This is a genomic window from Halomonas campaniensis, assembly GCF_014193375.1.
In the GTDB taxonomy this organism is placed as follows: domain Bacteria; phylum Pseudomonadota; class Gammaproteobacteria; order Pseudomonadales; family Halomonadaceae; genus Halomonas; species Halomonas campaniensis.
This window is the reverse complement of record NZ_JACHZF010000015.1, coordinates 1-25,482: the sequence shown is the minus strand read 5'-3', so window position 1 is coordinate 25,482 and position 25,482 is coordinate 1. Positions and strand designations below refer to the sequence as shown.

The following is a 25,482-nucleotide window of genomic DNA, read 5'->3' as shown; positions in this document are numbered from 1 at the left end:
TGGTGGGTCCGCCGGGGGATTGCATGCGGCGCCCGCTGCCCCGATGATGAAAACGTTCAGCAGGCTAACGTCTTTTCCCCCCGCGCTTCCAGGAGTCGCCATGTCCCGTCTCGCCGACACGCCCCTCTCCGTCCTCGACCTGGCACCGATCCGCGAGGGCGGCAGCGCCGCCGACAGCTTCCGGGAGAGCGTGGCCCTGGCGCGGCTGACCGAACGGCTGGACTTCACCCGCTTCTGGCTGGCCGAGCACCACGGCATCGAGGGCATCGCCAGCGCGGCCACCGCCGTGCTGATCGGCCATGTGGCCGGCGCCACCGAGCGCATCCGGGTGGGCAGTGGCGGCATCATGCTGCCCAACCATCCGCCGCTGGTGATCGCCGAGCAGTTCGGCACCCTGGAGACCCTCTACCCGGGGCGCATCGACCTGGGGCTGGGACGCGCGCCGGGCTCCGACGGCGCCACCATGGCCGCCCTGCGCCGGGACCCCTACGCCGGCGTGGAGGACTTCCCCCAGCGCCTCGAGGAGCTGCAGGGCTTCCTGGGCGACGCGCAGCCCGGCCAGCGCGTGCGGGCCGTCCCCGGCCAGGGCACCAAGGTGCCGATCTGGCTGCTCGGCTCCAGCGGCTACAGCGCCCAGCTGGCCGCCCGCCTGGGGCTGCCCTTCGCCTTCGCCGCCCAGTTCGCCCCCGGCTACCTGTTCGAGGCGCTGCGCCTCTACCGCGACAACTTCCGCCCCTCCGCGGTGCTGGAACGGCCCCACGCCATGGTGGGCCTGCCGGTGATCGCCGCCGACAACGACGCCCACGCCGAGTACCTGGCCACCACCGCCCGGCAGAAGTTCCTGGGGATGATCCGCGGCCGGCGCACCTGTGCGAAGCCGCCGGTGGAGCACCTGGCGATGACGCCCATGGAGGAGGCCCAGCTGCAGCAGTTCCTGGGGGCGGCCATCGTCGGCGGACCCGAGACCGTGCGTGACGGCCTCGAGACCTTCCTCGAGCAGACCGGCGCCGACGAGCTGATGCTCAACACCGACGTCTACGCCCTGGAGGACCGCCTCAGGAGCTACGAGCTCGTCGCCGAGGTGTGGCACTCATGAGCCGGGACGACGCCGCGCCGGCGACCCTTGGTCACCTGGTCGAGGGCTTCCGGCGCATGGCCCCGCTCTCGCTGTTCGTCATCGTCTTCGGGCTCGCCTTCGGGGTCGCGGCCCTGCAGCAGGGGCTCTCCGGCCTGGAGACCCTGCTGATGAGCGGCCTGGTGTTCGCCGGGGCCGCCCAGTTCGCCACCCTGGAACTGTGGGGCGACACCATCCCGCTGGTGCCCCTGGTGGCCATCACCCTGGCGATCAACGCCCGCCACCTGCTGATGGGCGCCGCCTTCTACCCCTACCTGCGCGACCTTCCCGCCGGTCGGCGCTACGCCAGCCTGATCCTGCTCAGCGACGCCAACTGGGCCATGGCCATGAGCGGCGGCTCCACGGCGGCGCGGCTCGGCATCCTGGTCGGCGGCGGCATCGCCCTCTGGACCACCTGGATGATCGGCACCGGCCTGGGCGTGGCCTTCGGCAGCGGCATCGGCGAGCCCGAGCGCTTCGGGCTGGATGCCATCATGGGCTGCTTCCTGCTGGCCATGCTGGTGGGCGACAAGCGCGACCTCGGCGTGCTGCTGCCCTGGGGCGCCGCGGCCATCGCCGCCCTGGCGGCGATGGCCTGGCTGCCGCCCCATGCCCATGTGATCGTCGGCGCCCTGGCCGGCGGCCTGGTGGGCCTGCTGCTGCCCCCCGCCCGCCAGGAGGCGACCCGATGACCCTGACGGCCGCCAACGGCGGGGTGCTGCTGGCCATCCTGATCATGGCGCTGACCACCTACCTGACCCGCGCCGGCGGGGTCTTCGTGATGGCCCGGGTGCCCATCGGCCCGCGCGTCGAGCGCTTCATCAACGCCATGGCCGGCTCGGTGCTGGTGGCGGTGATCACGCCCATGGCCGTCCATGGCGACGGCGGCGCCCGCATGGCGCTGGTGGCCACGGCCGCGGTGATGCTGGCGCTGCGCAAGCCGCTGCCGGCGATCACCGCCGGCATCCTCACCGCCGCGCTGTGGCGCCTGGTCGCATCCTGACCCATCATCGGAACGAAGCGTCCCGCCCGCTTTCCAAGGGCCAGCCCCTTCAAGGGCCCCATTTCCTTCGGCGCCATGCGCCGCCCAACGGAGAGAGTGATGTCCGATTCCCGAGGCCCCGACCAGGACCCGCGCCGCGACTACCACCGCAACGTCGCCTGGCGCACCGCCCAGGCGTGGCAGCAGCGTGCCCGGCAGACCAACGCCGGCGGCCTGCTCGGCAGCCTGAAGATGCTGCTCGCCTGGCTGCTGTTCGGCGCCATGATGATCGTCGCCATGGTGCTGGGGCTGTTCTTCCTGCTGCTCGGCTGGGCGCTGATGCCGCTGCTGCGCTACCGGCTGAAGAAGCGCATGGAGAAGATGCGCGCCGACCAGGCCGAGGACGTGGGGGGCGGCTTCCACTACCGCGAGACACGCTATCGCGAGACCCGCGACGCCGACGGCCGCCACCGCGAACAGCAGGTGCTGGAGGGGGACTACGAGGTGAAGCCGGAGCAGCGGGGGCACGACGGTGCCCCCGATGACTCGCGCTGAGGACTCAGGCCGCCAGCCAAGCCAGGGCCCCGGCAGCCATGGCCTCGATCCCGGTGCGCAGGGTCACGGCGTTGCCCGGGAAGTAGTAGGGAGAGTGCGGCATCTCCAGGTGGCGCATCTTCTCGGCAACGCTCTCCCCCGGCGTATCGGCCCAGCGCTCGGCCGGCGTGGCGCCGATGAACCAGTAGACGCAGGGAATATCGTCGCCGCCGAAGCCCCCCGCCTCGGCATGGCCGAAGAAGGGGAAGTCCTCGCTGCCGTTGAGCCGCGGCATGGCATAGAGGCTCGCCTCGCCGAAGTGCTCGGCGTGGGCGCGGCGTAGATGCTCCACCGCGGTCGGATCGTTGTGCAGGGCGATGGTCTCGTTGAGCACCCGGAACTCCGGCGGCCTGGGCGAGCGCCCCGCCTCGCACTCGGCGCGGATGATGCGCTCGATGCTCGCCACCACCTGGCGGTGCAGGGCGTTGTCGAAGCTGCGGATGTTGATCTCGAGCTCCGCCGAGTGGGGGATGATGTTGGCCTGGGTGCCGGCGTGCAGCTTGCCGACGGTGACCACCACGGTCTCCTCCGGCGGTACCTCCCGGGCGACGATGGTCTGCAGGCGGGTCACCACGTGGGCGGCGATCACCACCGGGTCCACCGTCTGGGCGGGCATGGAGCCGTGACCCCCGGCGCCGTGGATGGTCACCGCCAGGTTGGTGCAGGCGGCCATGGCGCCGCCGGCGATATGGCCCACGGTGCCCGCCAGGGCCGGCATGTTGTGCTGGCCGAGGATCACGTCCGGCCGCGCGAAGCGAGTGTAGAGGCCGTCGTCGAGCATCGCCTTCGCCCCGCCGAAGATCTCCTCGGCGGGCTGGCAGACCAGCATCAGGGTGCCGGACCACTGCTCCCGGAGCCCGGCCATCACTGCGGCCGCGCCCACCAGGCAGCTGCTGTGCAGGTCGTGGCCGCAGGCGTGCATCAGGGGCACCGTGCCGCCCTCGGTCTCGACCGTCCGCGTGCTGGCGTAGTCGAGCCCGGTCTCCTCCCTGATGGGCAGTGCGTCCATGTCGCCGCGCAGCATCACCGTGGGACCCTCGCCGTTCCTGAGCAGCGCCACCACGCCGGTGCCCCCCACGCCGCGGGTCACCTCATAGCCTAGCGTCTCCAGGGCCTCGGCCAGGCGAGCGCTGGTCTCGTGCTCCTGGAAAGGCAGCTCGGGGTACTGGTGCAGCCGGCGATAGAGCGCCTGCACCCTGTCGAAGGCGGCCTCCACCTGGGCGCCGATGGCGCCCTTGAGATCCCGCGTCGGGGTTTGCGTCGTCATCATGGCCTCCTTGGCGTTCATGGGGTGCGTTGCGGGGTCGGAGCCGCCAGGGCGGGCTTGCCGAGCCACTGCCAGGCTGCCACCACGCCGACGTTGAGCAGCATCGCCCAGACGCCGGCGTGCCAGCCCAGCGGCGAGCTCCAGGCGAAGTCCATCAGCAGGTAGGCCACGCTGCCCACCAGGGCGCCGGCCATCACGCTGGCGCGACGCAGCCGCGGCAGGAACAGCGCCCCGATGACCATCGGGAAGAGCTGGACGATCAGCCCGTAGGCACCGAGCAGCAGCAGCACCAGCGACGCGGGGTTGGCCAGGGCGAACAGGTAGGCGATCAGCGACAGGCCGAGCACGCTCCAGCGGGTCACGCGCACCGTGGTCCTCTCGCTGGCGCCCTTCATCACCGTGGGACCCATCACGTCACGCACCAGCACGATGGCCGCGGTATGGGCCAGGTTGGCACCGGTGGACATGGCCGCCGCCAGGGCGCCGGAGAGCATCAGGCCGATGACCCAGGGCGAGAAGTTGGCCACGTCCATGACCATGCGCAGCAGCACGGTGTCGGAGCGCACCAGGGGCTCGTCGGCGAACACCAGGATGCCGGCGAAGCCGATGAACAGCAGCGGCACCAGCAGGTAGGCGTAGAGGGGATAGAAGACGCTGACCTTGCGCAGGGTCCTGCCGCTGTCGGCGGAGTAGAACTTCATGAACAGGTGCGGCCACATGGCGCCGCCGAAGGCGCTGACCAGCACCGCGGTGCTGAAGTAGCCCCAGTTCATGCCGGTGGCCCCGGGCATGGTCAGGTACTCGGGCATGGTCAGCTGGATCTGGCTGAACATCTCGCCGACCCCACCGTAGAGGCGCTCGGAGATCGACAGGCCCAGGAACCAGGCGATGGCGATCATCATGATGCCCTGGATCAGGTTGGTCCAGCCGATGCCGTTCAGGCCGCTGCAGAAGACGTAGGCGGCGACCACCACGAAGGCCAGCAGGGCGCCGAGCCAGAAGGGGATCAGGCCGTCGGTGGCGGCCTGGAACAGCAGGCCCGCCCCGGCGATCTGGATGGTCAGGTAGGGCACCAGGGCCAGCACCCCGATCACCCCGGCCAGGATTCCGAGCGGCCGGCTCTGGTAGTGGTCGGCGATCATGTCGCCCTGGGTCAGGTAGCCCTTCTGGCGTCCCAGCGCGGCCACCCGCGGGCCCATGGCCCAGATGGTGATCGGCACCAGCGACAGGTAGGCCAGGATGTAGAAGGCCGGCGCCCCATGCTGGTAGGCCCAGCCCGGCGCCCCCAGGAAGGCGAAGGCGGAGAAGATCTCGGCGCCGAGAATGAAGAACAGGATCACCACGCCCACGTGGCGCCCCCCGGCCACGTAGCCCTCGAGGCTCGAGCTCTCCTGGCCCCGGGCGCGCAGGCCGACCCAGAGCACGCCGACGAGGTAGGTCAGGGTAATGCCGACGACGATCAGGGAATCATTCATGGCGGCCACCCCCGTGACGGATCACGAAGGCCACCCACATGCCGGCGAACAGCACCAGCATCCACAGGGCGTACCAGAAGAACAGGAAGGGAAGGCCGAGCACGGTGGGCTCGATGCGGTTGGCGATCAGGGCGCCGGGCCAGATCATGGCCAGGGTGCACAGCGCGAAGTGCAGCCCCGTCATCAGGTGATAGGTCTTGGTCATGGGAGTCATCCAGCTCGCGAAGCGAGTCTTGTTGTGGTTTGTCCCGACAATATGGAGCGCCCATATCGATAGCAAAAATATAGCTTTCGGATTGCTGACATACCGGATCGGCATGGATAGAGTCTGAGGCTCCCCTTTGCCTCGGCGAGATACGCCCATGGAATTCCGTCAGCTGCACTACTTCGTCGCCGTGGTGGAGGAGGGCTCCATCTCCGCCGCCAGCCGCCGCGTGCATATCGCCCAGCCGGCCCTGACGCGCCAGATCCGGCTGCTGGAGGAGGATCTCGACACGCGGCTGTTCGACCGCCACGCCCGCGGCATGCGGCTGACGGTGGCGGGCCAGGCCCTCTACGAGGAGGCCCAGGCACTGCTCGACCGGCGCACCCGGCTCCGGGCACGCCTCGCCTCGCTGGGCCAGGGGGTGATCGGCAAGGTCAGCCTGGGGGTCACGGTGACCCACCTCTGGGTGCCGGAGGTGGCAGGGCTACTGGGGCGCTACCGCGACCGCTATCCGCAGGTCGCCTTCGAGGTCTTCCCGCTGCTGTCGGGGCCCCAGCTGGAGCGGCTGCGGGAAGGCAGCCTGGATGCCGGCATCCTCTACCTGGATGGTGACGGCCACCCGGGGCTGGAGGCCCGGCGCCTGCAGCCCGACCACCTGCTGCTGGCGGTGCCGGAGGCCTCGTCCTGGGCCAGCGCCCCGCCGGCGAACCTGGCCGAGCTGAGCGATGCCGACTTCGTCTGGGGCTTTCGCAGCGCCTCGCCGGTCTACTACGACCGCGTCCAGGCCCACTTCCAGCGCCTCGACTTCCATCCTCGGGTGGTGCAGTACGGCGCCGACAACATCGCCATCCTCAGCATGGTGGCGGCGGGCCTGGGCATCGCCATCCTGCCCGCCGCCAGCAGCTGCCACCCCATGCCGGGCATCCGCTTCCTGCGCCTGCCGGAGCTGGACACGTGCGACATGCCGCTGTGGTTCGCCTGGCGGCCGGACAACGACTCACCGGCGCTGCACAACCTGGTCGAGCTGGTCCGCGAGACCGCCGAGGGCTGACCTTCCCGACGCCGAGACGAGACGGCATTCGACAGGCCAGAGGCAAGCGACCCGCCAGTCGTCGGACCCACTCGCCCGACGGACTCGACGAGGTCAGCCCCTGGGCCGCAGCACCGCCACCGGGCAGCAGGCCTCATGGAGCACCTCGTGGCTGACGCTGCCGGCCACCACCTGGGAGAGGCCGCTGCGCCCGTGGGTGGTCATGGCCAGCAGCACGTCGCGGCTGTCGGCCAGGTAGCTGACGATGGCGTCCGCCGGGGTGCCATGCAGTACCTCCCAGTCCACCTCGATGCGGTACTCCCTCTCCAGCCGCCGCGCCAGGCCATGCACATAGCCGGACTCCATCACGTCGCCCGGGGTGCCCTCCCCCGCGGCGGCCGCCATGGCGCTGGCGTCGATCACCTGCAGCAGCTGCAGGCGGGCCCCGAAGCGCTCGGCCAGCGCCACCGCGTGGGGCAGCATCGCCTCGGAGAGCGAGGAGCCATCCACGCAGGCCATGACCACCTCCACCCGGCCATGGCGCTCGGGCGCATAGCGGGGCCCGCACAGCAGCACCGGGCGACTGGCGCGGCGCACCACGCCCGCGGTCACGCTGCCGATCAGCATCTCCGGCACCGGGCGGCGCCCATGGGCGCCCAGGCACAGGCCCACGCCCTCCTGATCCGCCAGGCTCGCCAGGGCGTCCTTGGCGCTGTCGTTCACCATCACCTCAACGGGTACCGCCGCAAGGCCGGGGGTCTTCTCCTCGGCCAGGCGAGCCCTGAGGGCCTCTCGCCGTCCCTCGGACTGGGCCGGGTCGGCGACCACCGATACCACACTCAGGGAGGCCCCGAGCTGGGCCGCCAGGTTCCGGCCCAGCGCCAGACCGCGCAGGGAGTGGTCGGTCTCGTCCAGGGCCACATGGATCGTCTGCATGAAGGTTCTCCTCGAAGCGCCGGGCGAGTTGTCGGAATGCCCCGGCACGTCTGTGATCGGCGCCTGGCGCCTATTGTTGTTTCTCGGAAGCCGTCTCGGCAGCGGGGCGCCGCGACAGCGTGAAGGGTCGGTGCAGCAGCTGGTAGGCCAGGGCCCCCACCACCACGCCCCAGAAGGCGGAGCCCAGGCCCAGGAAGCTGATCCCGGAGGCGGTGGCGATGAAGGTGATCACCGAGGCCTCCAGGTGGCCCTTGTGGGCCGCGAAGGCGCTGACGTTGCTGGTGATGGCGCCGATCAGCGCCAGCCCCGCCAGGATCGCCACGAACTCGCCGGGCAGCGAGGTAAAGAGCAGCACGATGGTGCCGGCGAAGGTGCCGCCCACCAGGTAGAAGAGCCCGTTGGCCACCCCGGCCACATAGCGCTTGTCGGGATCCTCGTGGGCCTCCTTGCTGGTGCAGATCGCCGCGGTGATGGCCGCCACCACCGTGGTGATGCCGCCGAAGAAGGCCGTGGCGAAGGAGGTCAGGCTGGTCACGGTGACGATCGGCTTGGCCGGCGTGCTGTAGCCGGAGGTGCGCAGGATCGCCATGCCCGGCAGGAACTGCCCGGTGAGGCTGACCAGCACCAGCGGGATCGCCAGGCTGAGCGTCGCGTTCCAGGTCCACTCGGGGCGGATGAACTGGGGCTCGGCCAGCTGGATCGAGACCCCGCGCAGGCTCGCGCCCTCCAGCACCACCGCCAGCACCACGCCGACGACCAGCAGCAGGATCAGGCTGTAGCGCGGGGTGAGCCGCTTGAAGGCCAGGTAGGCGATCACCATGCCGATGGCCAGCGCCGGCACCGACTCCAGGGAGAGGAAGACGCCCACGCCAAACTGGAACAGGATGCCCGCCATCATGGCGCTGGCGATGCCCGGCGGGATCGCCTGAACGATGCGGTCGAAGGAGCCGGTGATGCCCACCACAAAGAGGATCGCCGCGGCGGTGAGGTAGGCCCCCACCGCCTCGTTGAGCGACAGCCCCGGGAACAGGGTGACCAGCAGCGCCGTGCCCGGTGCCGACCAGGCCGTCACCACCGGCACCTTCAGCCACAGGCTGAGCAGGATGCCGGAGACGGCCGCCCCCATGGAGATCGCCCAGACCCAGGAGGTCATCATGGCCGTGGAGATCTCCGCGCTCTGTGCGGCCTGGAAGAAGATCGCCAGGGGCCCCGCGTAGGAGATCAGCACCGCCACGAAACCCGCCGTCACGGCGGGAATCGACCAGTCCTTGTGTAGTTGCATCATTGGCTCCAGTTGCGTTTCAGGGTGGGCGTCAGGCGACGCCCAGGTGAGTGTCGAGTATCGAGGGGTCCTCCCTGAGCCCGCGGGAATCGCCGCTGTAGACCACCTCGCCCTTGACCAGCAGCAGGTGCTTGTCGGCCACCTCCAGCAGGTTGTCGATGTTCTTGTCGACGATGATGCTGGCGATGCCCGAGGCCTTGATCTCGCGGATGATCTTCCAGATCTCGTCGCGGATCAGCGGCGCCAGGCCCTCGGTGGCCTCGTCCAGGATGACCATGTCGGGATTGGTGGTCAGCGCCCGGCCGATGGAGAGCATCTGCTGCTCGCCCCCGGAGAGGAAGGAGCCGTCGTGATTGATGCGCTGGCCGAGTCGCGGGAAGGTGTCCAGCACCCGCTCGAGCGTCCAGGGCGATTCACCGCGCTCGTTGGGGCGGGCGGCCATGATCAGGTGCTCGCGCACGCTGATGCCGGGGAAGATGCCGCGCCCCTCCGGCACATAGCCGATGCCCTGGCGGATCAGCTGCCAGGGGCGCCGCTTGGCAGTGGACTTGCCCTTGATGCGGACCTCGCCCTCGCGCGGCGGCACGAAGCCGAGGATCGACTTCAGGGTGGTGGTCTTGCCCATGCCGTTGCGGCCCATCAGGCTCAGGGTCTCGCCGGGCATCAGGCGCAGGTCGACGCCATGCAGGACATGGCTCTCGCCGTAGTAGGTGTGCAGGCCCCGCGCCTCGATCAGCGGGACCGAAGCCCCCGAGGCCGAGGCCAGCGGATTGGTTGCGAACACAGCGCTCATGCGGCGGACTCCTCATGGTGACGGCCAAGATAGACATCACGAACCCGTTCGCTTGCCCGGATCTGGGCGGTGGGTCCGGTCTCCAGCACGCAGCCGTCGACCATCACGGTGATGCGATCGGCCAGGCGAAACACCGAGTCCATGTCGTGCTCGATCAGCACCAGCGGGTAGCGGTCCGAGAGCCCCTTGAGCAGCTCGGTGACCTGGGCGGTCTCCTCGCGGCCCATGCCGGCCATGGGCTCGTCGAGCAGCATCAGCTTGGGCGCGGTGGCCAGCACCATGGCGATCTGCAGCTGGCGCTGCTCGCCGTAGCTCATCGCCGAGGCCGGGGTATGGGCGCGATGTACCAGTTGGCAGGTCTCCAGCACCTCCAAGGCGCGCTCGTTCACCTCCCGGGCCCGGTGGCGCGAACGCCAGCTGCCGAAGACGCCGCCCAGGTGGATCCGCGCCGCCAGCTGGCAGTTCTGCAGGCAGGTGAGCCGCGGGAAGATGTTGGTCTTCTGGTGGCTGCGGCCGATGCCCATGCGCGCGATCTGTCGCGCCTTCTTGCCCTGGATCGGCTGGCCCTGGAAGAGGATCTCGCCTTCGGAGGGCGGAAACTCGCCGGAGAGCAGGTTGATCAGGGTGCTCTTGCCCGCCCCGTTGGGGCCGAGGATGGCGTGGATCTCGCCCTGGCGGAGCGTGAAGTCGACGTTGTTGACCGCCACCAGGCCGCCGAAGCGGCGGGTCAGGCCCTTGGTTTGAAGCAGAGGGGTTTCAAGTAAAGGGGTCTCGAGCAGGGCGTCGTGATGTGTCGTGGCACTCATGGCTCAGCCCTCCTTGCCGGTGGCAGGCGCGACGGGCTTGGCCGCCTCGTTGCGCGGGGTGGTCGCGTCGCGCTTCAGCCACTTGAGCAGCGGCGACTTGGCCAGCGACTCGCGATTCGGCGGGTCGATGATCAGCCCGGCGATGCCGCGGGGCAGCACCAGCACGGCGAGGATGATGGTGATGCCCATCAGGATCGGCCAGTGGGTGGTCATGTGCTCGAAGGTGTGCTGCAGGATCTCGTAGGCGAAGGCACCGAGGATCGGGCCGAAGATGGTGCCCATGCCGCCCAGGATCAGCATCATCAACACCTCGCCGGAGGTGTGCCAGCCGAGCTGGGCCGGGTTGGCGAAGCCGTACTGCATCGCCGCCAGCATGCCGGCGAGGGAGGCCATCACCCCGGAGATCACGAAGGCGACCAGCTTGTAGTGGCTGGTGGCGTAACCCAGCGCCTCCATGCGGTGCTCGTTGTCATGGATGCCGTCGAGCACCTGGCCATAGAAGGAGCGGGTCAGCCAGCGCAGGAACAGGTAGCCCACCACCACCATGGCCAGACAGACATAGAAGAAGGTCAGCGGGTTGTCGAGGTCGAGCAGCACGGTGCCGCCGAGCTCCACGCTGGGCCGGAACATGATGAAGACCCCGTCGGTCCCCCCGGTATGCCGCGAGGTGTTGACGAAGTAGTAGAGCATCTGGCCGAAGGCCAGGGTGGTCATGATGAAGAAGATGCCCTTGGTGCGAATCACCAGGAAGCCCACCACCAGCGCGGCCAGGGCCGCGACCAGCATCACCAGCGGCATCATCCACCAGATGGCGGCGGGGCTGAAGGCGGGGCTGGCCAGCGCCAGGGTGTAGGCGCCGAGGCCGAAGAACAGGGCGTGGCCGAGGCTGACCAGGCCGACGATGCCCACCAGCAGGTCCAGGCTCATGGCGAACAGCGCCAGGATCAGCATCAGGGTCAGTTTTTCCATCATGAAGTCGCTCTGGGCACCGAACACTACAGGCCCCCACAGCGGGAAGATGGCGACGAAGGCGGTCAGCACCAGCATGATGATGACGACGCGCCTGGGATAGCGATGCAACATGTCAATTCTCCCTCAGGCAAACAGCCCGCGTGGCTTGACCAGCAGCACGGCGGCCATGATCAGGTAGATGACCATGCTGGCCAGACTGGGAATCAGGACCGACCCGAAGGTCTCGGCCATGCCGATCAGGATCGCGCCCCAGAAGGCGCCCTTGATCGAGCCGATGCCCCCGATGACGACCACCACGAAGCAGGTGATCAGGATGCTGTCCCCCATGCCCGGGGCGATGGAGGTGAGCGGCGCGGCGATCATCCCGGCGAAGGCAGTGAGCGCCACCCCCACGCTGAAGATCAGGGTGAACAGGGTGCGCACGTTGATGCCCAGCCCCTCCACCATGTCGCGGTTGACCGCGCCGGCGCGGATGATGATGCCCAGCCGGGTATGGCGGATGACCCAGTAGATCACCCCGGCCAGCGCCAGGCAGACGCCCATCACGAACAGCCGGTAGTGGGAGTACTGCAGGTTGTCGGTGAGCTGGATACGCCCGCTGAAGAGCTCGGGAATCGGCACGCTGTGCACGTCGCCGCCCCAGATGATGCGCTGCATCTCGTTGAGCACCAGGATCAGCCCGAAGGTCAGCAGCACCTGGTAGAGGTGGTCGCGCTTGTAGAGCGTGTCGAGGAACAGCCGCTCGATGATCAGCCCCAGCGCGATGGCGATGGGGACCGCCACCAGGATGGCCAGCCAGAAGTTGCCGAGCCGAAAGGTCAGGTCGTAGACCAGGTAGGCGCCGATCATGTACATGGCGCCGTGGGCCAGGTTGATGATGCCCATGATGCCGAAGATGAGCGTGAGACCGCTGGCGATCAGGAACAGCAGCAGGCCGTACTGCAGCCCGTTGAGCAGCTGCACGCCGAAGAATGCGAGATCCATGGGACCCCTCCGAGAATCGTGACCGAGGGGCGAGCGGCGCCCGCCCCGTTTTCCATCAGGCAGGCGTTACATGCGGCAGGCGGCGTCCGGCACCTCGAGGCTCTCGTGGGCGATGCCGACGACCTCGTGCTTGCCGTTGCGAATCTCGCGCAGGTAGACGTTCTGGATGGGATGGTGGGAGTCGGAGAAGCTCAGCGGCCCCCGCGGGCTGTCCAGCTGGACGCTGGCCAGCGCCTCGATCAGGCGCTCGCGGTCGGCGGTATCGCCCTCCACGGCTTCCAGGGCCTGGACCAGCATCATGCCAGTGTCGTAGCCCTGCACCGCATAGGTGTCGGGCAGCTGGCCGTAGGCCTCCTGGTAGGCCTCGACGAAGGCGCGGTTCTGGGGCGTGTCCAGGGTCTCGGCGTAGTGCAGGGTGGTCATCACCCCCTCGCCCGCCTCGCCGATAGCGGCCAGGTTGCCGTCGGTGAGAAAGCCCGATCCCAGCAGCGGAATGGACTCATTGAGACCCGCGGCGGCGTAGTCACGCACGAAGCTCACGCCGCCGCCGCCGGCGAAGAAGGTATAGACCGCGTCGGGCCTATCGCTTGCGATCTGGGCCAGGTAGCTCTGGAACTCGGTGTTGGGGAAAGGCACCAGGATCTGGCGCACGATCTCGCCGCCGGCCTCGGTGAAGGCCTCCTCGAAGCCCGCCAGGTCCTCCTTGCCGCCGGCGTAGTCCCAGGTGATGGTCACGATATTGCGATGGCCCATCTCATAGGCGGCCTTGCCCATGGGGTAGCTGTCCTGCCACATGCTGAAGGAGGTGCGGAAGACGTTGGGCATGCACAGCTCGTTGGTGGCCGCCCCCAGCCCGGCATTGGGAATGATGGTGATGGCGCCGGTCTGCTGGGCCACCCGCAGCATGCCCATGGCCACGCCCGAGTGCACCGGGCCGATCACGAAGTCGACGTTGTCGCCACGCACCAGGCGGCTCATGTTCTGGGGGGCCTTGGAGGGGTTGGCCTCGGAGTCGAGCTTCACGTACTCGACGTCGCGGCCGCCGAGCCGGTCGCCGTGCTGGGCGATGGCCAGCTCCAGGCCGTTAGTGATCGCCTCGCCCAAGGCGGTGTAGGTACCGGTATAGGGCAGCATCAGGCCGAGCTTGACCGGGTGATCGTCGGCGATGGCGCCGAAGGTAGACATCAGAGTGGCGGTGCCCAGCACGCTGGCGAGGGCGGTCTTTTTGAAGTTTGTCATGGTGATTCCCAGGGGTCGCTTGTTATTGAGTTTGCTGTCGTGCTGGGACTTCCCTGTCCTGCCGTCGTCCTTGCCGATCAGACGTGATAGACGTCGATGACCTGGTGGATATAGTCGTTATTGAGTTGCACTACCTTGCGGGTGATCAGCGGTGACTCGCCCGACACGTCCAGGGTGTAGAAGGAGGTCCCGAAGAAGGTCTGGGTCTCCTTGTAGCGATGGTTCAGGGTCTGCCAGTTGAAGCGCAGTGACAGCGTGTCCCCTTCCTCCTTGAGCACCTCGAGGTTGGTGATCTGGTGGGTGGTGCGCGGCTCCGGCGTGCTCGCCCCGCTGCGCTCGGTCTTGATCCGGTAGACCCGGTCCTCCAGACCCTCGCGGCTCGGGTAGTAGATCAGCGAGATCTCGCTGTGCGGGTCCCGGGTCAGCTGGTCGTCGTCGTCCCACGCCGGCATCCAGAACTCGACGTCCTTGCTGTAGCAGGTCAGCCACTCGTCCCACTCACGGTCGTCGAGCAGACGCGCCTCGCGGTACAGGAAGGCCTGGATCTCGTGGTAGCTAAGGCTCATGGTGTCTCTCCCCTTCTCGGTACGGCCTGACTCAGGCGCTCTGGGTGGCGATAAACTGGCTGCGTTCCTTCTCGATGGCGCGCAGCATCTCCTCGACCCAGTACTTGTGGTGCAGCACGTAGAGGCCTTCGTCTTCCGGGGAGGCACCGCTGAGCAGCGGCTGCATGTCGATCGCCTTCGCGTTGTCGTCGGCGCCGTCGATCCACTGCTTGGCGCCGCGGGAGAGGTCGTTCCACTCGGCCAGGGCACCGTGGTAGCCGTCCTGGCAGCCGCGGAACTCCTCGAGGTCATCCGGGGTGCCCATGCCGGAGACGTTGAAGAAGTCCTCGTACTGACGGATGCGCACGCGCCGGTTCTCGGCGGACTCGCCCTTGGGCGCGAAGCAGTAGATGGTGACCTCGGTCTCGTCGACACTGATCGGGCGCAGCACGCGGATCTGCGTGGAGAACTGGTCCATCAGGTAGACGTTGGGGTAGAGGCAGAGGTTACGGGTCTGGTTGACGATGGAGTCGGCCCGCGCCTCGCCGAACTGCGCCTGGATCCACTCGCGGTTCTGGTAGACCGGGCGCACCTCGGGGTTGAGCAGGCGGGTCCACAGCAGCATGTGGCCGTTCTCATAGGAGTAGAAGCCGCCCTGGCTCTTGGACCAGCCGTCGGCGTCCACTGCCTTGGTGCCGCCGGCCTCGTAGTTGCGACGGTCCATGGTGGAGGCGTAGTTCCAGTGCACGGTGCTGACGTGGTAGCCGTCGGCGCCGTTCTCGGCCTGCAGCTTCCAGTTGCCCTTGAAGGTGTAGGAGGAGGTGCCGCGCAGCACTTCCAGCCCTTCCGGGGCCTGGTCGACGATGTTGTCGATGATCCTGGTGGTCTCGCCCAGGTACTCGTCCAGCGGCTTGACGTCCTCGTTCAGGCTGCCGAACAGGAAGCCCTTGTAGTTCTCGAAGCGCGGCACGCGCTTGAGGTCATGGGAGCCCTCCTGCTTGAAGCTGTCCGGGTAGGCGCCCACCTTCTCGTTCTTGGCCTTGAGCAGCTTGCCGTCGTTCTTGAAGGTCCAGCCGTGGAAGGGGCAGGTGAAGGTGCCCTTGTTGCCGCGCTTGCGACGGCACAGGGTGGCGCCGCGGTGGGCACAGGCGTTGATCAGGGCGTGCAGCTCGCCGGCCTTGTCGCGGGTGATGACCACCGGCTGACGGCCCATGGTGACGGTCATGTAGTCGCCCGGCTCGGCAATCTGGCTCTCGTGGGCCAGGAACAGCCAGTTGCCTTCGAAGACGTGCTTCATCTCGAGTTCGAAGAAGGCCGGGTCGGTGAACATGCTGCGGTGGCAGCGGAAGATGCCGGCCTCGGCGTCGTCGACGACGGCACCGCGCACGCGCTCCTCGAGCTGGTCAAGTTTGCTGGTCATGGTCCAGGTCCTCGATGTCTTAGCGTAAGTTGTCGTATCTGTCGTCGGAGCTTGTCCGGCGGCAGGCCGGCGAGGAGGCGCTGTGAACCCATCCCTGGGCGCTACCGACGCCATCCCTGGCGTAGGACCTCCTCTTCGGCCTGCCCCCGGCGCTCCTGGCGGAGTGTCAGGGGCGGTATCGATCAGACCTTGGCGGTGCCGGCCAGCTGGCTGTGCTGGTCCTGCTCGTCTTCCTTGGCGCGGGGACGGGCGTGGCGGGTCTGCAGCTCGGCCACGTCGGTCCTGGCCAGCTCGATGTCGAACACCACCTCGGAGAAGGGGCCGTCCAGCTCGCGCTGGGCGATCACGCCCGCATCCTCGATGCGCTCGGCCGGCACCACCAGCTCCTCGCGGGTGGCGAAGGCGAAGTCGTCGAAGGTGTAGGGGTCGCCCGCCAGGTTGATCTGGGTGGTCAGGTGCTGGTGGCCCGGCGCGGAGATGAAGTAGTGGATGTGCGCCGGACGCTCGCCGTGACGGCCCAGGGACTTCAGCACCACGTCGGTGGGGGCGCCTTCCGGCACGCCGTAGCCGGACGGGATGATGCTGCGCGCGGTGTAGCGGCCTTCCGCGTCGGTGACGATGGTGCGACGCAGGTTGTACTCGGACTGGCTCGGGTCGAAGAAGGAGTAGCCGCCCTTGGAGTTGGCGTGCCAGATCTCGACCTTGGCGCCGGCGATCGGGGTGCCGTCGACGTCACGCACCTGGCCGGTCAGCCACATGGTCTCGCCGTCCTGGTCCTTCCCGTCGTCCATACGCGCGAAGCCTTCGGCTTCCGGGGCGCCGGCGACATACAGCGGGCCCTCGATGGTGCGCGGGGTGCCGCCGACGCGCTTGGCCTCGGCGTCGATGGCGTCCTGGCGCATGTCCAGGTAGTGGTCGAAGCCGAGCCCCGGCGAGAGCAGGCCGAACTGGGTCTGGCCGCCCAGGGCGTTGAGCATGCTGACGGCGGACCAGTACTCCTCGGGGGTGACGTCGAAGTCGTCGATCAGCTTGAACAGGTCGGAGAGCAGGCGGTGCATGATCTGCTTGGCGCGCTCGTTGCCACCTTCCTGGTCGAAGCCGGCGACGGTCTTCAGGAAATCCTGGACTTCGGGGGTATCGAAAATCTTCACGGTCATGGGGGTCATCTCCTCGTCGTTGTCGTTGTGCCCTGCGCTGCGTCAGGGGGAGTGCAAGGCCATGGTGTGGGCGGCTCTGGTGTCCGCTTCTACTGGATGTCGAGGTGATTCTGGCGCTCGCCGCAAGAGGCAACCAATATCGAATGGGTACCCCGCCATACCTCAGGGGTATCGGACTCCCCGACCGGAAAGATCAGTGACGCGCCTTGGTCAAAAGCGAAAAAACCATGAATAACCAATGCGTTAACCGGCAGTTCTGTGCCTCATCTGGCACCTGCCACCGGCTGCCGCATCAGGCGACCGCCATGCCGGCGGCGAAGGAGGGTCAGAAGGGAGGATCACCAGCGCTCCGGGGGCGCCGGCGGGGGGAGAAGTCACGCTCCGTCAACCCTGCGGAGGCGAGAAGGTGCGACAAAAGCATAATGGCCGATGACGCCGACAAAAAAGGCGACGGGGTTGTCCGTCGCCAAGCCGCCGGTCGTCCCCGGCCGAGAGAAAACACTTCACGCCTTGTCAGGAGCCTTGCGCTCCCTCTTAGCCACTCGGCTGCAGGGCCAGCCCCACCTTGCCCATCCGGCTCCCCGACTCGAGGCGGTCCAGCGCTTCGTGAATGGCCTCCAGCGGATAGACGCTGTCGATGACGGGGGTGATCCCTTGGCGCTCCACGTAGGCGAGCAGCTCACGGAACTCCGCGGCGTTGCCGCTGGTGGAGCCGATGATCTGCAGCTGGCGGATAAAGAGACGCTTCAGGTCAGCCGGGGGCTGGTCCCCCGAGGTCGCCCCGCAGGTCACCAGGCGCCCGCCGCGCACCAGCGACTTCATGGCCGAGGCCCAGACGGCCTCGCCAACGTTCTCGACCACCACGTCCACGCCGCGGCCGTCGGTAAGCGCCATGACGCGTCGAGCCACCTCCTCGGTACTGCCGTTGATCGTCTCGTGGGCGCCCAGCGTCAAGGCCCGCTGGAGCTTCTCGTCCTCCCGGGAGGTGACGATCACCCTGGCGCCGATGCTGGCGGCCAGCTGCATGGCGGCCAGCGACACGCCACCGCCCACCCCGAACACCAGCACCGTCTCCCAGGGCTTCAGCTGCGCCCGGGTGAAGAGCATCCGCCAGGCGGTGAGGTAGTTGACCCCCATGGCCGCGGCCTGCACGAAGTCCAGGTGAGCCGGCATGGGGAAGAGGTTCTCCACCGGCACGCTGAGCCACTGGGCGAAGGTGCCGTCCACATGCTCGCCCATCAGCTTCATGCGGGTGCAGAGCACGTCGTCGCCCCGCTGGCAGAACTCGCACCGCCCGCAGGTCAGGTTGGGAAAGACCACGACCCGCTGGCCCGTCGCCAGGCGCGTCTCGCCCTCCTCGATGGCCTCCACCACGCCAGCGCCGTCCAGCCCCATCACCAGCGGCAGCTCGTGGGTGATGCCCGCACCGCTGTTGCGCATGTAGAGGTCGACCTGGTTGAGGGTGCCCGCCTCCAGGCGCACCAGCGCCTCGCCCGGCCGTCGCCGGGGCCGTTCGCCCTGCCTGACCTCGACCACCTCATTGCCACCGTGGCCGGTAATCACGACGGTCTTCATGGTCTCCTGCATGGCTAGGTCCTCTCCAGCAGCGTGGCGATGCCCTGCCCCACGCCCACGCACATGGTGCACAGGGCGTAGCGCTTGCCGCTCCTCTGCAGCTCATGGGCGGCGGTCATCAGCAGGCGGGCGCCGGACATGCCCAGCGGGTGGCCCAGGGCGATGGCACCGCCGTTGGGGTTGACCCGCGGGTCGTCGTCGGCAATCCCCAGCTCGCGCAGGCAGGCCAGGGCCTGGGCGGCGAAGGCCTCGTTGAGCTCGATCACGTCGATCTCGTCCAGCGACACGCCGGTGCGCGCGAGCAGCTTCTGCACCGCGGGTACCGGGCCGATGCCCATGATGCGCGGCTCGACGCCGGCGGTGGCCATGCCGAGGATCTTCGCCATGGGGGTGAGGCCGTGCTTCTCCACCGCGACGGCGCTTGCCACCAGCATGGCGGCAGCGCCGTCGTTGACGCCCGAGGCGTTGCCGGCGGTGACGCTGCCGCCCTCGCGGAACGGCGTCGGCAGGCCAGCGAGCTTCTCGAGCGTCGTCGCGCGCAGGTGCTCGTCCTGGTCGAAGCGCAGCGGTTCCTGCTTGCGGCGCGGGATCTCGATGGCGGTGATCTCCAGCGCGAAGCGGCCGGCCTGCTGTGCGGCGGCGGCCTTCTGCTGGGAGCGCAGGGCGAAGGCGTCCTGGTCCTCGCGGGAAATATTGAACTGCTCGGCGACGTTCTCGGCGGTCTCCGGCATGGACTCGACGCCATAGGCCTTCTTCATCAGCGGGTTGATGAAACGCCAGCCGATGGTGGTGTCCTCGATCTTCTGGCCCCGGGAGAAGGCGCTGTCGGCCTTGCCCATCACATAGGGCGCCCGGGACATGGACTCCACGCCGCCGGCCAGGGCCAGCTCCATCTCGCCGGCCTTGATGGCGCGGAAGGCGGTGCCCACCGCGTCCATGCCGGAGCCGCACAGGCGGTTCAGGGTGGTGCCAGGGACGGAAGTGGGCAGGCCCGCCAGCAGGGCGGACATGCGCGCCACGCTGCGGTTGTCCTCGCCGGCCTGGTTGGCACAGCCCATGAACACGTCGTCGATGGCCGCCGGGTCAAGCTCGGGGGCTTGTGCCAGCACCGCCTTGACGATGACGGCCGCCAGGTCGTCGGGGCGAACACTCGAGAGGGTGCCGCCGAAGCGGCCGATACCGCTGCGGCGTGGATGACAGAGGTAGACACTATTCATAACTAGCACCAAGTTATTCACGGCAATTTATTTAAAGTTCTTGCGGTAGGACTTGAGGATCTCGCCGACGATGCCGCTGCGGAAGCTCAGCACACAGATCACGAAGATCACCCCGAGGATCGGTCCCACCCAGTTGCCCAGCGGCGACTGCGCCAGCAGGTGCTGCAGGCTGACCACGATGCCCGCCCCCACCACCGGACCGAACAGGGTGCCCACTCCGCCCAGCAGGGTCATCAGGATCACCTCGCCGGACATGTGCCAGTGGGCGTCGGTCAGCGAGGCGAGCTGGAACACCACCGTCTTGGTGGAGCCGGCAAGGCCGGCCAGGCCCGCGGAGAGGACGAAGGCCACCCACTTGTAGGCGTCGACGTTGTAGCCCAGCGAGACCGCCCGCGGCTCGTTCTCGCGGATCGCCTTGAGCACCTGGCCATAGGGCGAGTGCACGGCACGCTGGATGATCGCGAAGCCGAACAGGAAGATGGCGAACACGAAGTAGTACATCGCCAGGTTGCTGCGCAGGCTGATCACGCCGAACAGGTCGCCCCGCGGCACCCCGTGCAGGCCGTCCTCGCCGCCGGTGAAGGGCGACTGGACGTAGACGAAGAACACCAGCTGGGCCAGCGCCAGGGTCACCATGGCGAAGTAGATGCCCTGGCGGCGAATCGACAGGGCGCCGAACACCGCCCCGAGCGCCACGGCGGCCAGGGTGCCGGCGAGGATGCCCAGCTCCGGGGTGAGCGCCGGGTGGCTCGACAGCAGGTAGCCGGTGACATAGCCGCCGGTGGCCAGGAAGGCGGCGTGGCCGAAGGAGAGCAGCCCCGCATAGCCGAGCAGCAGGTTGAAGGCGCAGGCGAACAGCGCGAAGCACAGCACCTTCATCAGGAACACCGGGTAGGCCACGAACGGGGCCACCAGGCCGATGCCGATCAGCACCAGGTAGAAGACGTTGCGGCGCATGTCGGCACGGCGCTGGCGCTTCATGGACGGCGTCAGGGTCTGGGTCGCAGACATGGTCATGCCTCCTTGCCGAACAGGCCGGCGGGTCGGGTCAGCAGCACCAGGATCATCACCAGGAAGATCACGGTGTTGGCCGCCTCGGGGTAGTACACCTTGGTCAGGCCCTCGATCAGGCCCATGCCGAGGCCGGTGAGCACGGCGCCGAGGATCGAGCCCATGCCGCCGATCACCACCACCGCAAAGACCACGATCAGCAGGTTGGAACCCATGGTGGGCGACACCGGGTAGAGCGGTGCGGCCAGCACCCCGGCGAAGGCGGCCAGCGCCACGCCGAAGCCGTAGGTCAGGGTGATCAGCAGCGGCACGTTGACGCCGAAGGCCTGCATCAGCGCCGGGTTCTCGGTGCCGGCACGCAGGTAGGCGCCGAGCCGGGTGCGCTCGATCATGTACCAGGTGAAGAAGCACACCACGATGGCCGCCACCAGCACCCAGGCGCGGTAGGTGGGCAGGAACATGAAGCCCGTCTGGAAGCCGCCCTGCAGCGCCTCGGGAGTCGGGTAGCGAGCCCCGGAGACGCCGAAGAAGTTGACCAGGGTCCCCTCGAAGATCAGCGCCAGGCCGAAGGTCAGCAGCAGGCCGTAGAGGTGATCCAGGTGGGCGATGCGCCGCAGCATGGTCCGCTCGAGCAGCATGCCGAACAGGCCCACCACCAGCGGCGCGAGCAGCAGCGCCGCCCAGTAATTGATGCCCAGGTAGCGCATGCCCAGCAGGGTGGCGAAGGCCCCCAGCATATACATGGCGCCGTGGGCGAAGTTGACGATCTTCAGCAGGCCGAAGATCACCGCCAGGCCCAGGCTCAGCAGGGCGTAGAAGGCGCCGTTGATCAGGCCCAGCAGCAGCTGCCCCATGAACACTGCCAGGGGCACCCCGAATATCATCGTCATGTCGAAAGTCTCCTAGTAGAGCCGGCTCAGACGCCGAGCAGGGTGTGCAGGTGCTCGCGCTTGCTCGGCAGCTCGGCCGCCGAGATCTCCTCGACGATCAGGCCGTGGTCCATCACGAAGTGGCGGTCGGCCAGCGGCGCGGCGAAGCGGAAGTTCTGCTCCACCAGCACGATGGTCATGCCGCGTTCCTTGAGCTTGACCAGCACCTGGCCCAGCGCCTGGACGATGACCGGTGCCAGCCCCTCGGTGATCTCGTCGAGCAGCAGCAGCCGCGCCCCGGTGCGCAGGATCCGCGCCATGGCCAGCATCTGCTGCTCGCCCCCGGAGAGCCGCGTGCCCTGGCTGCGCCGACGCTCGTAGAGGTTGGGGAACATCTCGTAGATCTCATCGATGGACATCCCGCCGGAGCGCACCGTGGGCGGCAGCAGCAGGTTCTCCTCGACGTCGAGGCTGGCGAAGATCCCGCGCTCCTCGGGGCAGTAGCCGATCCCCAGCCGCGGGATACGGTGCGCCGGCATGCCCAGCGTCTCGGTGCCGTTGATCATGATCGAGCCGGTGCGCCGGCCGACCATGTTCATGATCGCCTTGAGGGTGGTGCTGCGCCCGGCGCCGTTGCGCCCGAGCAGGGTCACCAGCTCGCCACGCTTCACGTCGAAGTCGACGCCGTGGAGGATGTGCGACTCGCCGTAGAAGGCGTGCAGGTCGCGCACGCGCAGCATCTCGGCGCCGTCGCGGTCCTGGTACTCCATCAGGCTCTCGGCTGGCTGGTTCATGCGCTGGCCTCCTCTTCCGCCGCTTCGCTGCCCATGTAGGCCTCCTTGACCCGCGGGTCGGCGGAGACCGTGGCGTAGTCGCCCTCGGCCAGCACCGCGCCGCGGGCCAGCACGGTGATGCGGTCGCACAGCCGGCTGACCACGCTGAGGTTGTGCTCCACCATCAGCACGGTGCGCCCGCGGGCCACGCGGCGGATCAGCTCGACGATGCGGTCGACGTCCTCGGCGCCCATGCCCTGGGTCGGCTCGTCGAGCAGCATCATGGTGGGGTCCATGGCCAGGGTGGTGGCCACCTCCAGCGCCCGCTTGCGCCCATAGGGCATCTCCACGGTGAGCACGTCGGCGTACTCGCGCAGGCCCACCTCCTCGAGCAGCTCGATGGCGCGGTCGTTGAGGTGGTCGAGGGTGCGTTCGGACTTCCAGAAGTGGAAGGAGGTACCCATGGGCCGCTGCAGGGCCACGCGCACGTTCTCCATGGCGGTCATGTGGCCGAAGACCGCGGAGATCTGGAAGGAGCGCACCAGGCCCAGGCGGGCGATCTCGTTGGCCTTCATGCCGGTGATCGGCTTGCCGCGGTAGAGGATCTCGCCGCGGGTGGGCGGCAGGAACTTGGTGAGCAGGTTGAAGACCGTGGTCTTGCCCGCCCCGTTGGGGCCGATCAGGGCGTGGATATGCCCCTCCTGGACCTGCAGGTTGACATCGTCCACGGCGGTGAAGCCGCGGAATTCCTTGGTCAACCCCCGAGTTTCCAGTATGTATTCATCCGCCATATAGATTCCCTTGTCGTTGTTGATAATCAGGCAGCGGGTGCAAAGGGGCGCCACCGGGCACCCGGTGTCATAGTGACTCGCGTAGAGGAAGTCCCATCGCGATGCGCTGCTTCAGCCAGGGGCTGATCCGATAGCGTGGCTCGCAATAGTGGTCGTGCAGGCAGCCGAGCACCCGGGCGAAGGTCTCCGGGCCGAAGCGCTCGCCGAAAGCCAGCGGGCCCTGCGGGTAGCCCAGCGCCAGCTTGACGGCACGGTCCAGGGTGACGGGCTCGGCAACGCCGCGGCGCACGATCTCGCTGCCGATATTGACCATGAAGGCGAGGATGCGCTGGGCCACGAACCCCGGCGAGTCGTGAATCACCTCCACCGGCACCCCATCGGCGCCGAGGGCCGCACTCACCTGGGCCAGCACCTCCTCGTCGATGGCGGGATGGCGCATCAGCACCCGGCAGGCATCAAAGCCAGCCAGGGTCTCAAGCGCGATGGTGCGCTCCGCCGGCAGGCCACGCTCGGCGACGGTCTCGCTGACCGTCTCTCCCCGGGGCGTCACCAGGCAGATGGCCTCGGGCGAGGGTGCCGCGCCCTCCTCCAGCCGCGAGCCAACCGACTCCGCCAGGCGGGCGATGCGCTCTCGCCACTCGGGCTCCCGGCGATCCAGCCAGAAGGGACGCGTCACGGGAATCGCCGGCGGCGGCGCCACCTCCGGTTCGACCCGTTTGCCCTCTTCGTAGCGATAGAACCCCTGACCGCTCTTGCGCCCCAGCAGGCCGGCGGCGATGCGCCGCGGCACCTGCCAGGAGGGCGTGTAGTAGGGGTCGTCATAGAACTGGCGATAGACCGACTCCATCACCGCATGAGTCACATCGAGGCCGATCAGGTCGAGCAGCTCGAAGGGCCCCATGCGGAACCCCAGGGAGAGGCAGAGGATGCGGTCGATCTGCGCCGGCGTGGCGATCCCCTCGTCCAGCAGCCGCAGCGCCTCGGGGACGTAGGCGCGCCCGGCGTGGTTGACCAGGAACCCGGGGGTGTCCGGGGTCAGCGCCGGGAAGTGACCGGCCTCTCGGGCCAGCCGCTCGAGCCGCGCGATCACCTCGGGGCGGGTCAGCTCGCCGCGCACCACCTCGACGATCTTCATCAGCGGCACGGGGTTGAAGAAATGGTAACCTGCCACCCGCTCGGGGTGACGGCAGGCGCTGGCGAGGCGCGTCACCGACAGCGACGAGGTGTTGCTGGCCAGTATCGCCTCATGAGAGACCACCTCCTCCAGCTGGCGCAGCAGTGCCTGCTTGGCCTCCAGGCTCTCGACGATCGCCTCGATCACCAGGTCGCACCCGGCGAGCCCGGCCAGGCCATCGCTTTGGTGGATGCGGGCCAGCGTCGCTTTCCGCTCTTCCGCCGAGAGGCGCCCCTTGGCCACCGAGCGCTCGAGCAGCCCGCCAATAACGCCCAGGGCCTCCTCGATGGCCCCTTCACGGCTGTCATGCAGCCACACCTCGTGGCCCGCCGCGGCGAACAGCTGGACGATACCGCGCCCCATCACGCCGCTGCCGACGACACCGATCCTCTCCTTGGCTGACTCGGCCATGCCTCACCTCCTTAGAGCTTGCTCTCGAGTTCCGGCAGCGCCTGGAAGAGATCGGCCACTAATCCATAGTCCGCGACCTGGAAGATCGGCGCCTCCTCGTCCTTGTTGATGGCAACGATCACCTTGGAGTCCTTCATGCCGGCCAGGTGCTGGATGGCACCGGAGATGCCCACGGCGATGTAAAGCTCGGGCGCGACGATCTTGCCGGTCTGGCCCACCTGCATGTCGTTGGGCACGAAGCCGGCGTCCACCGCGGCGCGCGAGGCACCGATGGCCGCACCCAGCTTGTCGGCGATGCCGTCGAGCAGCGTGAAGTTCTCGCCGTTGCCCATGCCGCGGCCGCCGGAGATCACTACCCTGGCGGCGGAGAGCTCGGGGCGATCGGACTTGGCCAGCGCCTCCTTGAGGAAGGTGGACTGGGCGTTGTCGGCCTCTTTCGTGAAGGACAGGTCCACCGCTTCTATGGCGGCGCTGCCGCCCTGCCCTTGTAGAGAGCCGACCGCATCGAAGCCGGTGGTGCGTACGGTGATCACCTTGAGGATGTCCTCGCTCTGCACCGTGGCGATAGCGTTGCCGGCGTAGATCGGGCGCTTGAAGGTGTCCGGGGACTCCACCGCGATGATCTCGGAGATCTGCGCCACATCGCGCAGGGCTGCCACGCGGGGCAGCACGTTCTTGCCGGTGGTGGAGGCGGCCGCCAGCAGGTGGGTGTAGTCGCCGGCCAGCTCGTTGAGCAGCGCCGCGGTGGGCTCGGCCAGCAGGTGGGCGTAGGCGGCGTGGTCGGCCACGCGGACCTTGCTCACGCCGTCGAGCCTGGCGGCGGCCTCGGCGATGGAGGCGACGCCCTCGCCCACCACCAG

The 25,482-nt window shown here is 68.3% G+C and carries 26 protein-coding genes; 5 read left to right on the top strand and 21 right to left on the bottom strand.

What is annotated here, in order from left to right; translation table 11 throughout:
- Nucleotides 1–100: 100 nt before the first annotated feature.
- The 4 genes from BDK63_RS11310 (at nt 101) to BDK63_RS11295 (ending at nt 2,651) form a co-directional block, all read left to right on the top strand.
- Nucleotides 101–1,096 carry an LLM class flavin-dependent oxidoreductase gene (locus BDK63_RS11310; RefSeq protein WP_183331983.1) on the top strand — a complete coding sequence of 332 codons (996 nt, stop codon included), beginning with the start codon at nt 101–103 and terminating at the stop codon, nt 1,094–1,096.
- The gene (locus BDK63_RS11305) at nt 1,093–1,806 is read left to right on the top strand and encodes an AzlC family ABC transporter permease (RefSeq protein ID WP_183331981.1); all 714 of its coding nucleotides are present in this window, start codon (nt 1,093–1,095) and stop codon (nt 1,804–1,806) included. The genes BDK63_RS11310 and BDK63_RS11305 overlap by 4 nt, the downstream gene beginning before the upstream one ends.
- A complete protein-coding gene (locus BDK63_RS11300) occupies nt 1,803–2,117 on the top strand; it encodes an AzlD family protein (protein ID WP_183331979.1) in 315 nt (104 codons plus the stop codon). The genes BDK63_RS11305 and BDK63_RS11300 overlap by 4 nt, the downstream gene beginning before the upstream one ends.
- A 99-nt stretch (nt 2,118–2,216) precedes the next feature.
- Nucleotides 2,217–2,651 carry a hypothetical protein gene (locus tag BDK63_RS11295; protein WP_183331977.1) on the top strand — a complete coding sequence of 145 codons (435 nt, stop codon included), beginning with the start codon at nt 2,217–2,219 and terminating at the stop codon, nt 2,649–2,651.
- A 4-nt stretch (nt 2,652–2,655) separates the two neighbouring features.
- On the opposite strand, the gene BDK63_RS11290 is transcribed toward BDK63_RS11295, so the two are convergent.
- Genes BDK63_RS11290 through BDK63_RS11280 form a run of 3 tightly spaced genes read right to left on the bottom strand, consistent with a single transcriptional unit; the run spans nt 2,656 to nt 5,637 of the window.
- The gene (locus BDK63_RS11290) at nt 2,656–3,957 is read right to left on the bottom strand and encodes an amidohydrolase (protein ID WP_183331975.1); all 1,302 of its coding nucleotides are present in this window, start codon (nt 3,955–3,957) and stop codon (nt 2,656–2,658) included.
- A gap of 17 nt (nt 3,958–3,974) precedes the next feature.
- Nucleotides 3,975–5,432, bottom strand: a complete 1,458-nt coding sequence (locus tag BDK63_RS11285; RefSeq protein ID WP_183331973.1) for a sodium:solute symporter family protein — start codon at nt 5,430–5,432, stop codon at nt 3,975–3,977.
- A complete protein-coding gene (locus tag BDK63_RS11280) occupies nt 5,425–5,637 on the bottom strand; it encodes a hypothetical protein (RefSeq protein WP_183331971.1) in 213 nt (70 codons plus the stop codon). Before BDK63_RS11280 ends, BDK63_RS11285 begins: the two co-directional genes overlap by 8 nt.
- Nucleotides 5,638–5,794: 157 nt before the next feature.
- On the opposite strand from BDK63_RS11280, the gene BDK63_RS11275 reads away from it, so the two are divergent.
- Complete coding sequence (locus BDK63_RS11275; RefSeq protein WP_183331969.1) at nt 5,795–6,688, top strand: LysR family transcriptional regulator; 894 nt, start codon at nt 5,795–5,797, stop codon at nt 6,686–6,688.
- A 93-nt stretch (nt 6,689–6,781) separates the two neighbouring features.
- On the opposite strand, the gene BDK63_RS11270 is transcribed toward BDK63_RS11275, so the two are convergent.
- From BDK63_RS11270 to BDK63_RS11185, 18 genes are all read right to left on the bottom strand, one after another.
- Nucleotides 6,782–7,603 carry a universal stress protein gene (locus BDK63_RS11270; RefSeq protein WP_183331967.1) on the bottom strand — a complete coding sequence of 274 codons (822 nt, stop codon included), beginning with the start codon at nt 7,601–7,603 and terminating at the stop codon, nt 6,782–6,784.
- Between the two features lie 70 nt (nt 7,604–7,673).
- On the bottom strand, nt 7,674–8,885 hold the full coding sequence (locus BDK63_RS11265; RefSeq protein WP_221202595.1) for a benzoate/H(+) symporter BenE family transporter: 1,212 nt from the start codon (nt 8,883–8,885) through the stop codon (nt 7,674–7,676).
- A gap of 31 nt (nt 8,886–8,916) precedes the next feature.
- The gene (locus tag BDK63_RS11260; protein ID WP_183331963.1) at nt 8,917–9,678 is read right to left on the bottom strand and encodes an ABC transporter ATP-binding protein; all 762 of its coding nucleotides are present in this window, start codon (nt 9,676–9,678) and stop codon (nt 8,917–8,919) included.
- Nucleotides 9,675–10,484, bottom strand: coding sequence for an ABC transporter ATP-binding protein (locus BDK63_RS11255; RefSeq protein ID WP_183331961.1), 810 nt, complete (start codon nt 10,482–10,484; stop codon nt 9,675–9,677). The genes BDK63_RS11260 and BDK63_RS11255 overlap by 4 nt, the downstream gene beginning before the upstream one ends.
- Nucleotides 10,485–10,487: 3 nt before the next feature.
- A complete protein-coding gene (locus BDK63_RS11250; RefSeq protein WP_183331959.1) occupies nt 10,488–11,567 on the bottom strand; it encodes a branched-chain amino acid ABC transporter permease in 1,080 nt (359 codons plus the stop codon).
- 12 nt (nt 11,568–11,579) lie between these two features.
- Entirely contained in the window at nt 11,580–12,440 is an 861-nt protein-coding gene (locus BDK63_RS11245) for a branched-chain amino acid ABC transporter permease (RefSeq protein ID WP_183331957.1), read from the bottom strand.
- 66 nt (nt 12,441–12,506) lie between these two features.
- Complete coding sequence (locus tag BDK63_RS11240) at nt 12,507–13,679, bottom strand: ABC transporter substrate-binding protein (protein WP_183331952.1); 1,173 nt, start codon at nt 13,677–13,679, stop codon at nt 12,507–12,509.
- 77 nt (nt 13,680–13,756) lie between these two features.
- Nucleotides 13,757–14,245, bottom strand: a complete 489-nt coding sequence (gene benB, locus BDK63_RS11235) for a benzoate 1,2-dioxygenase small subunit (RefSeq protein WP_183331950.1) — start codon at nt 14,243–14,245, stop codon at nt 13,757–13,759.
- 31 nt (nt 14,246–14,276) lie between these two features.
- Complete coding sequence (locus BDK63_RS11230) at nt 14,277–15,644, bottom strand: Rieske 2Fe-2S domain-containing protein (RefSeq protein ID WP_183331948.1); 1,368 nt, start codon at nt 15,642–15,644, stop codon at nt 14,277–14,279.
- Nucleotides 15,645–15,826: 182 nt separating this feature from the next.
- A complete protein-coding gene (gene catA / locus BDK63_RS11225; RefSeq protein WP_183331946.1) occupies nt 15,827–16,801 on the bottom strand; it encodes a catechol 1,2-dioxygenase in 975 nt (324 codons plus the stop codon).
- Nucleotides 16,802–17,335: 534 nt separating this feature from the next.
- The gene (locus tag BDK63_RS11220) at nt 17,336–18,376 is read right to left on the bottom strand and encodes a zinc-binding dehydrogenase (RefSeq protein WP_183332140.1); all 1,041 of its coding nucleotides are present in this window, start codon (nt 18,374–18,376) and stop codon (nt 17,336–17,338) included.
- A 14-nt stretch (nt 18,377–18,390) separates the two neighbouring features.
- Nucleotides 18,391–19,593: a 3-oxoadipyl-CoA thiolase gene (gene pcaF / locus BDK63_RS11215; protein WP_183331944.1), complete on the bottom strand. Its 1,203-nt coding sequence runs from the start codon at nt 19,591–19,593 to the stop codon at nt 18,391–18,393.
- Nucleotides 19,594–19,620: 27 nt separating this feature from the next.
- On the bottom strand, nt 19,621–20,604 hold the full coding sequence (locus BDK63_RS11210) for a branched-chain amino acid ABC transporter permease (protein WP_183331942.1): 984 nt from the start codon (nt 20,602–20,604) through the stop codon (nt 19,621–19,623).
- A gap of 2 nt (nt 20,605–20,606) precedes the next feature.
- A complete protein-coding gene (locus tag BDK63_RS11205; RefSeq protein WP_183330268.1) occupies nt 20,607–21,494 on the bottom strand; it encodes a branched-chain amino acid ABC transporter permease in 888 nt (295 codons plus the stop codon).
- Nucleotides 21,495–21,520: 26 nt separating this feature from the next.
- Entirely contained in the window at nt 21,521–22,267 is a 747-nt protein-coding gene (locus BDK63_RS11200; RefSeq protein ID WP_221202524.1) for an ABC transporter ATP-binding protein, read from the bottom strand.
- Complete coding sequence (locus BDK63_RS11195) at nt 22,264–23,037, bottom strand: ABC transporter ATP-binding protein (protein WP_183331940.1); 774 nt, start codon at nt 23,035–23,037, stop codon at nt 22,264–22,266. Before BDK63_RS11195 ends, BDK63_RS11200 begins: the two co-directional genes overlap by 4 nt.
- Before the next feature lie 67 nt (nt 23,038–23,104).
- Entirely contained in the window at nt 23,105–24,622 is a 1,518-nt protein-coding gene (locus BDK63_RS11190) for a 3-hydroxyacyl-CoA dehydrogenase (RefSeq protein ID WP_183331938.1), read from the bottom strand.
- 11 nt (nt 24,623–24,633) lie between these two features.
- A partial coding sequence (locus tag BDK63_RS11185) for an electron transfer flavoprotein subunit alpha/FixB family protein (protein ID WP_183331936.1) occupies nt 24,634–25,482 on the bottom strand: 849 nt, incomplete at its 5' end.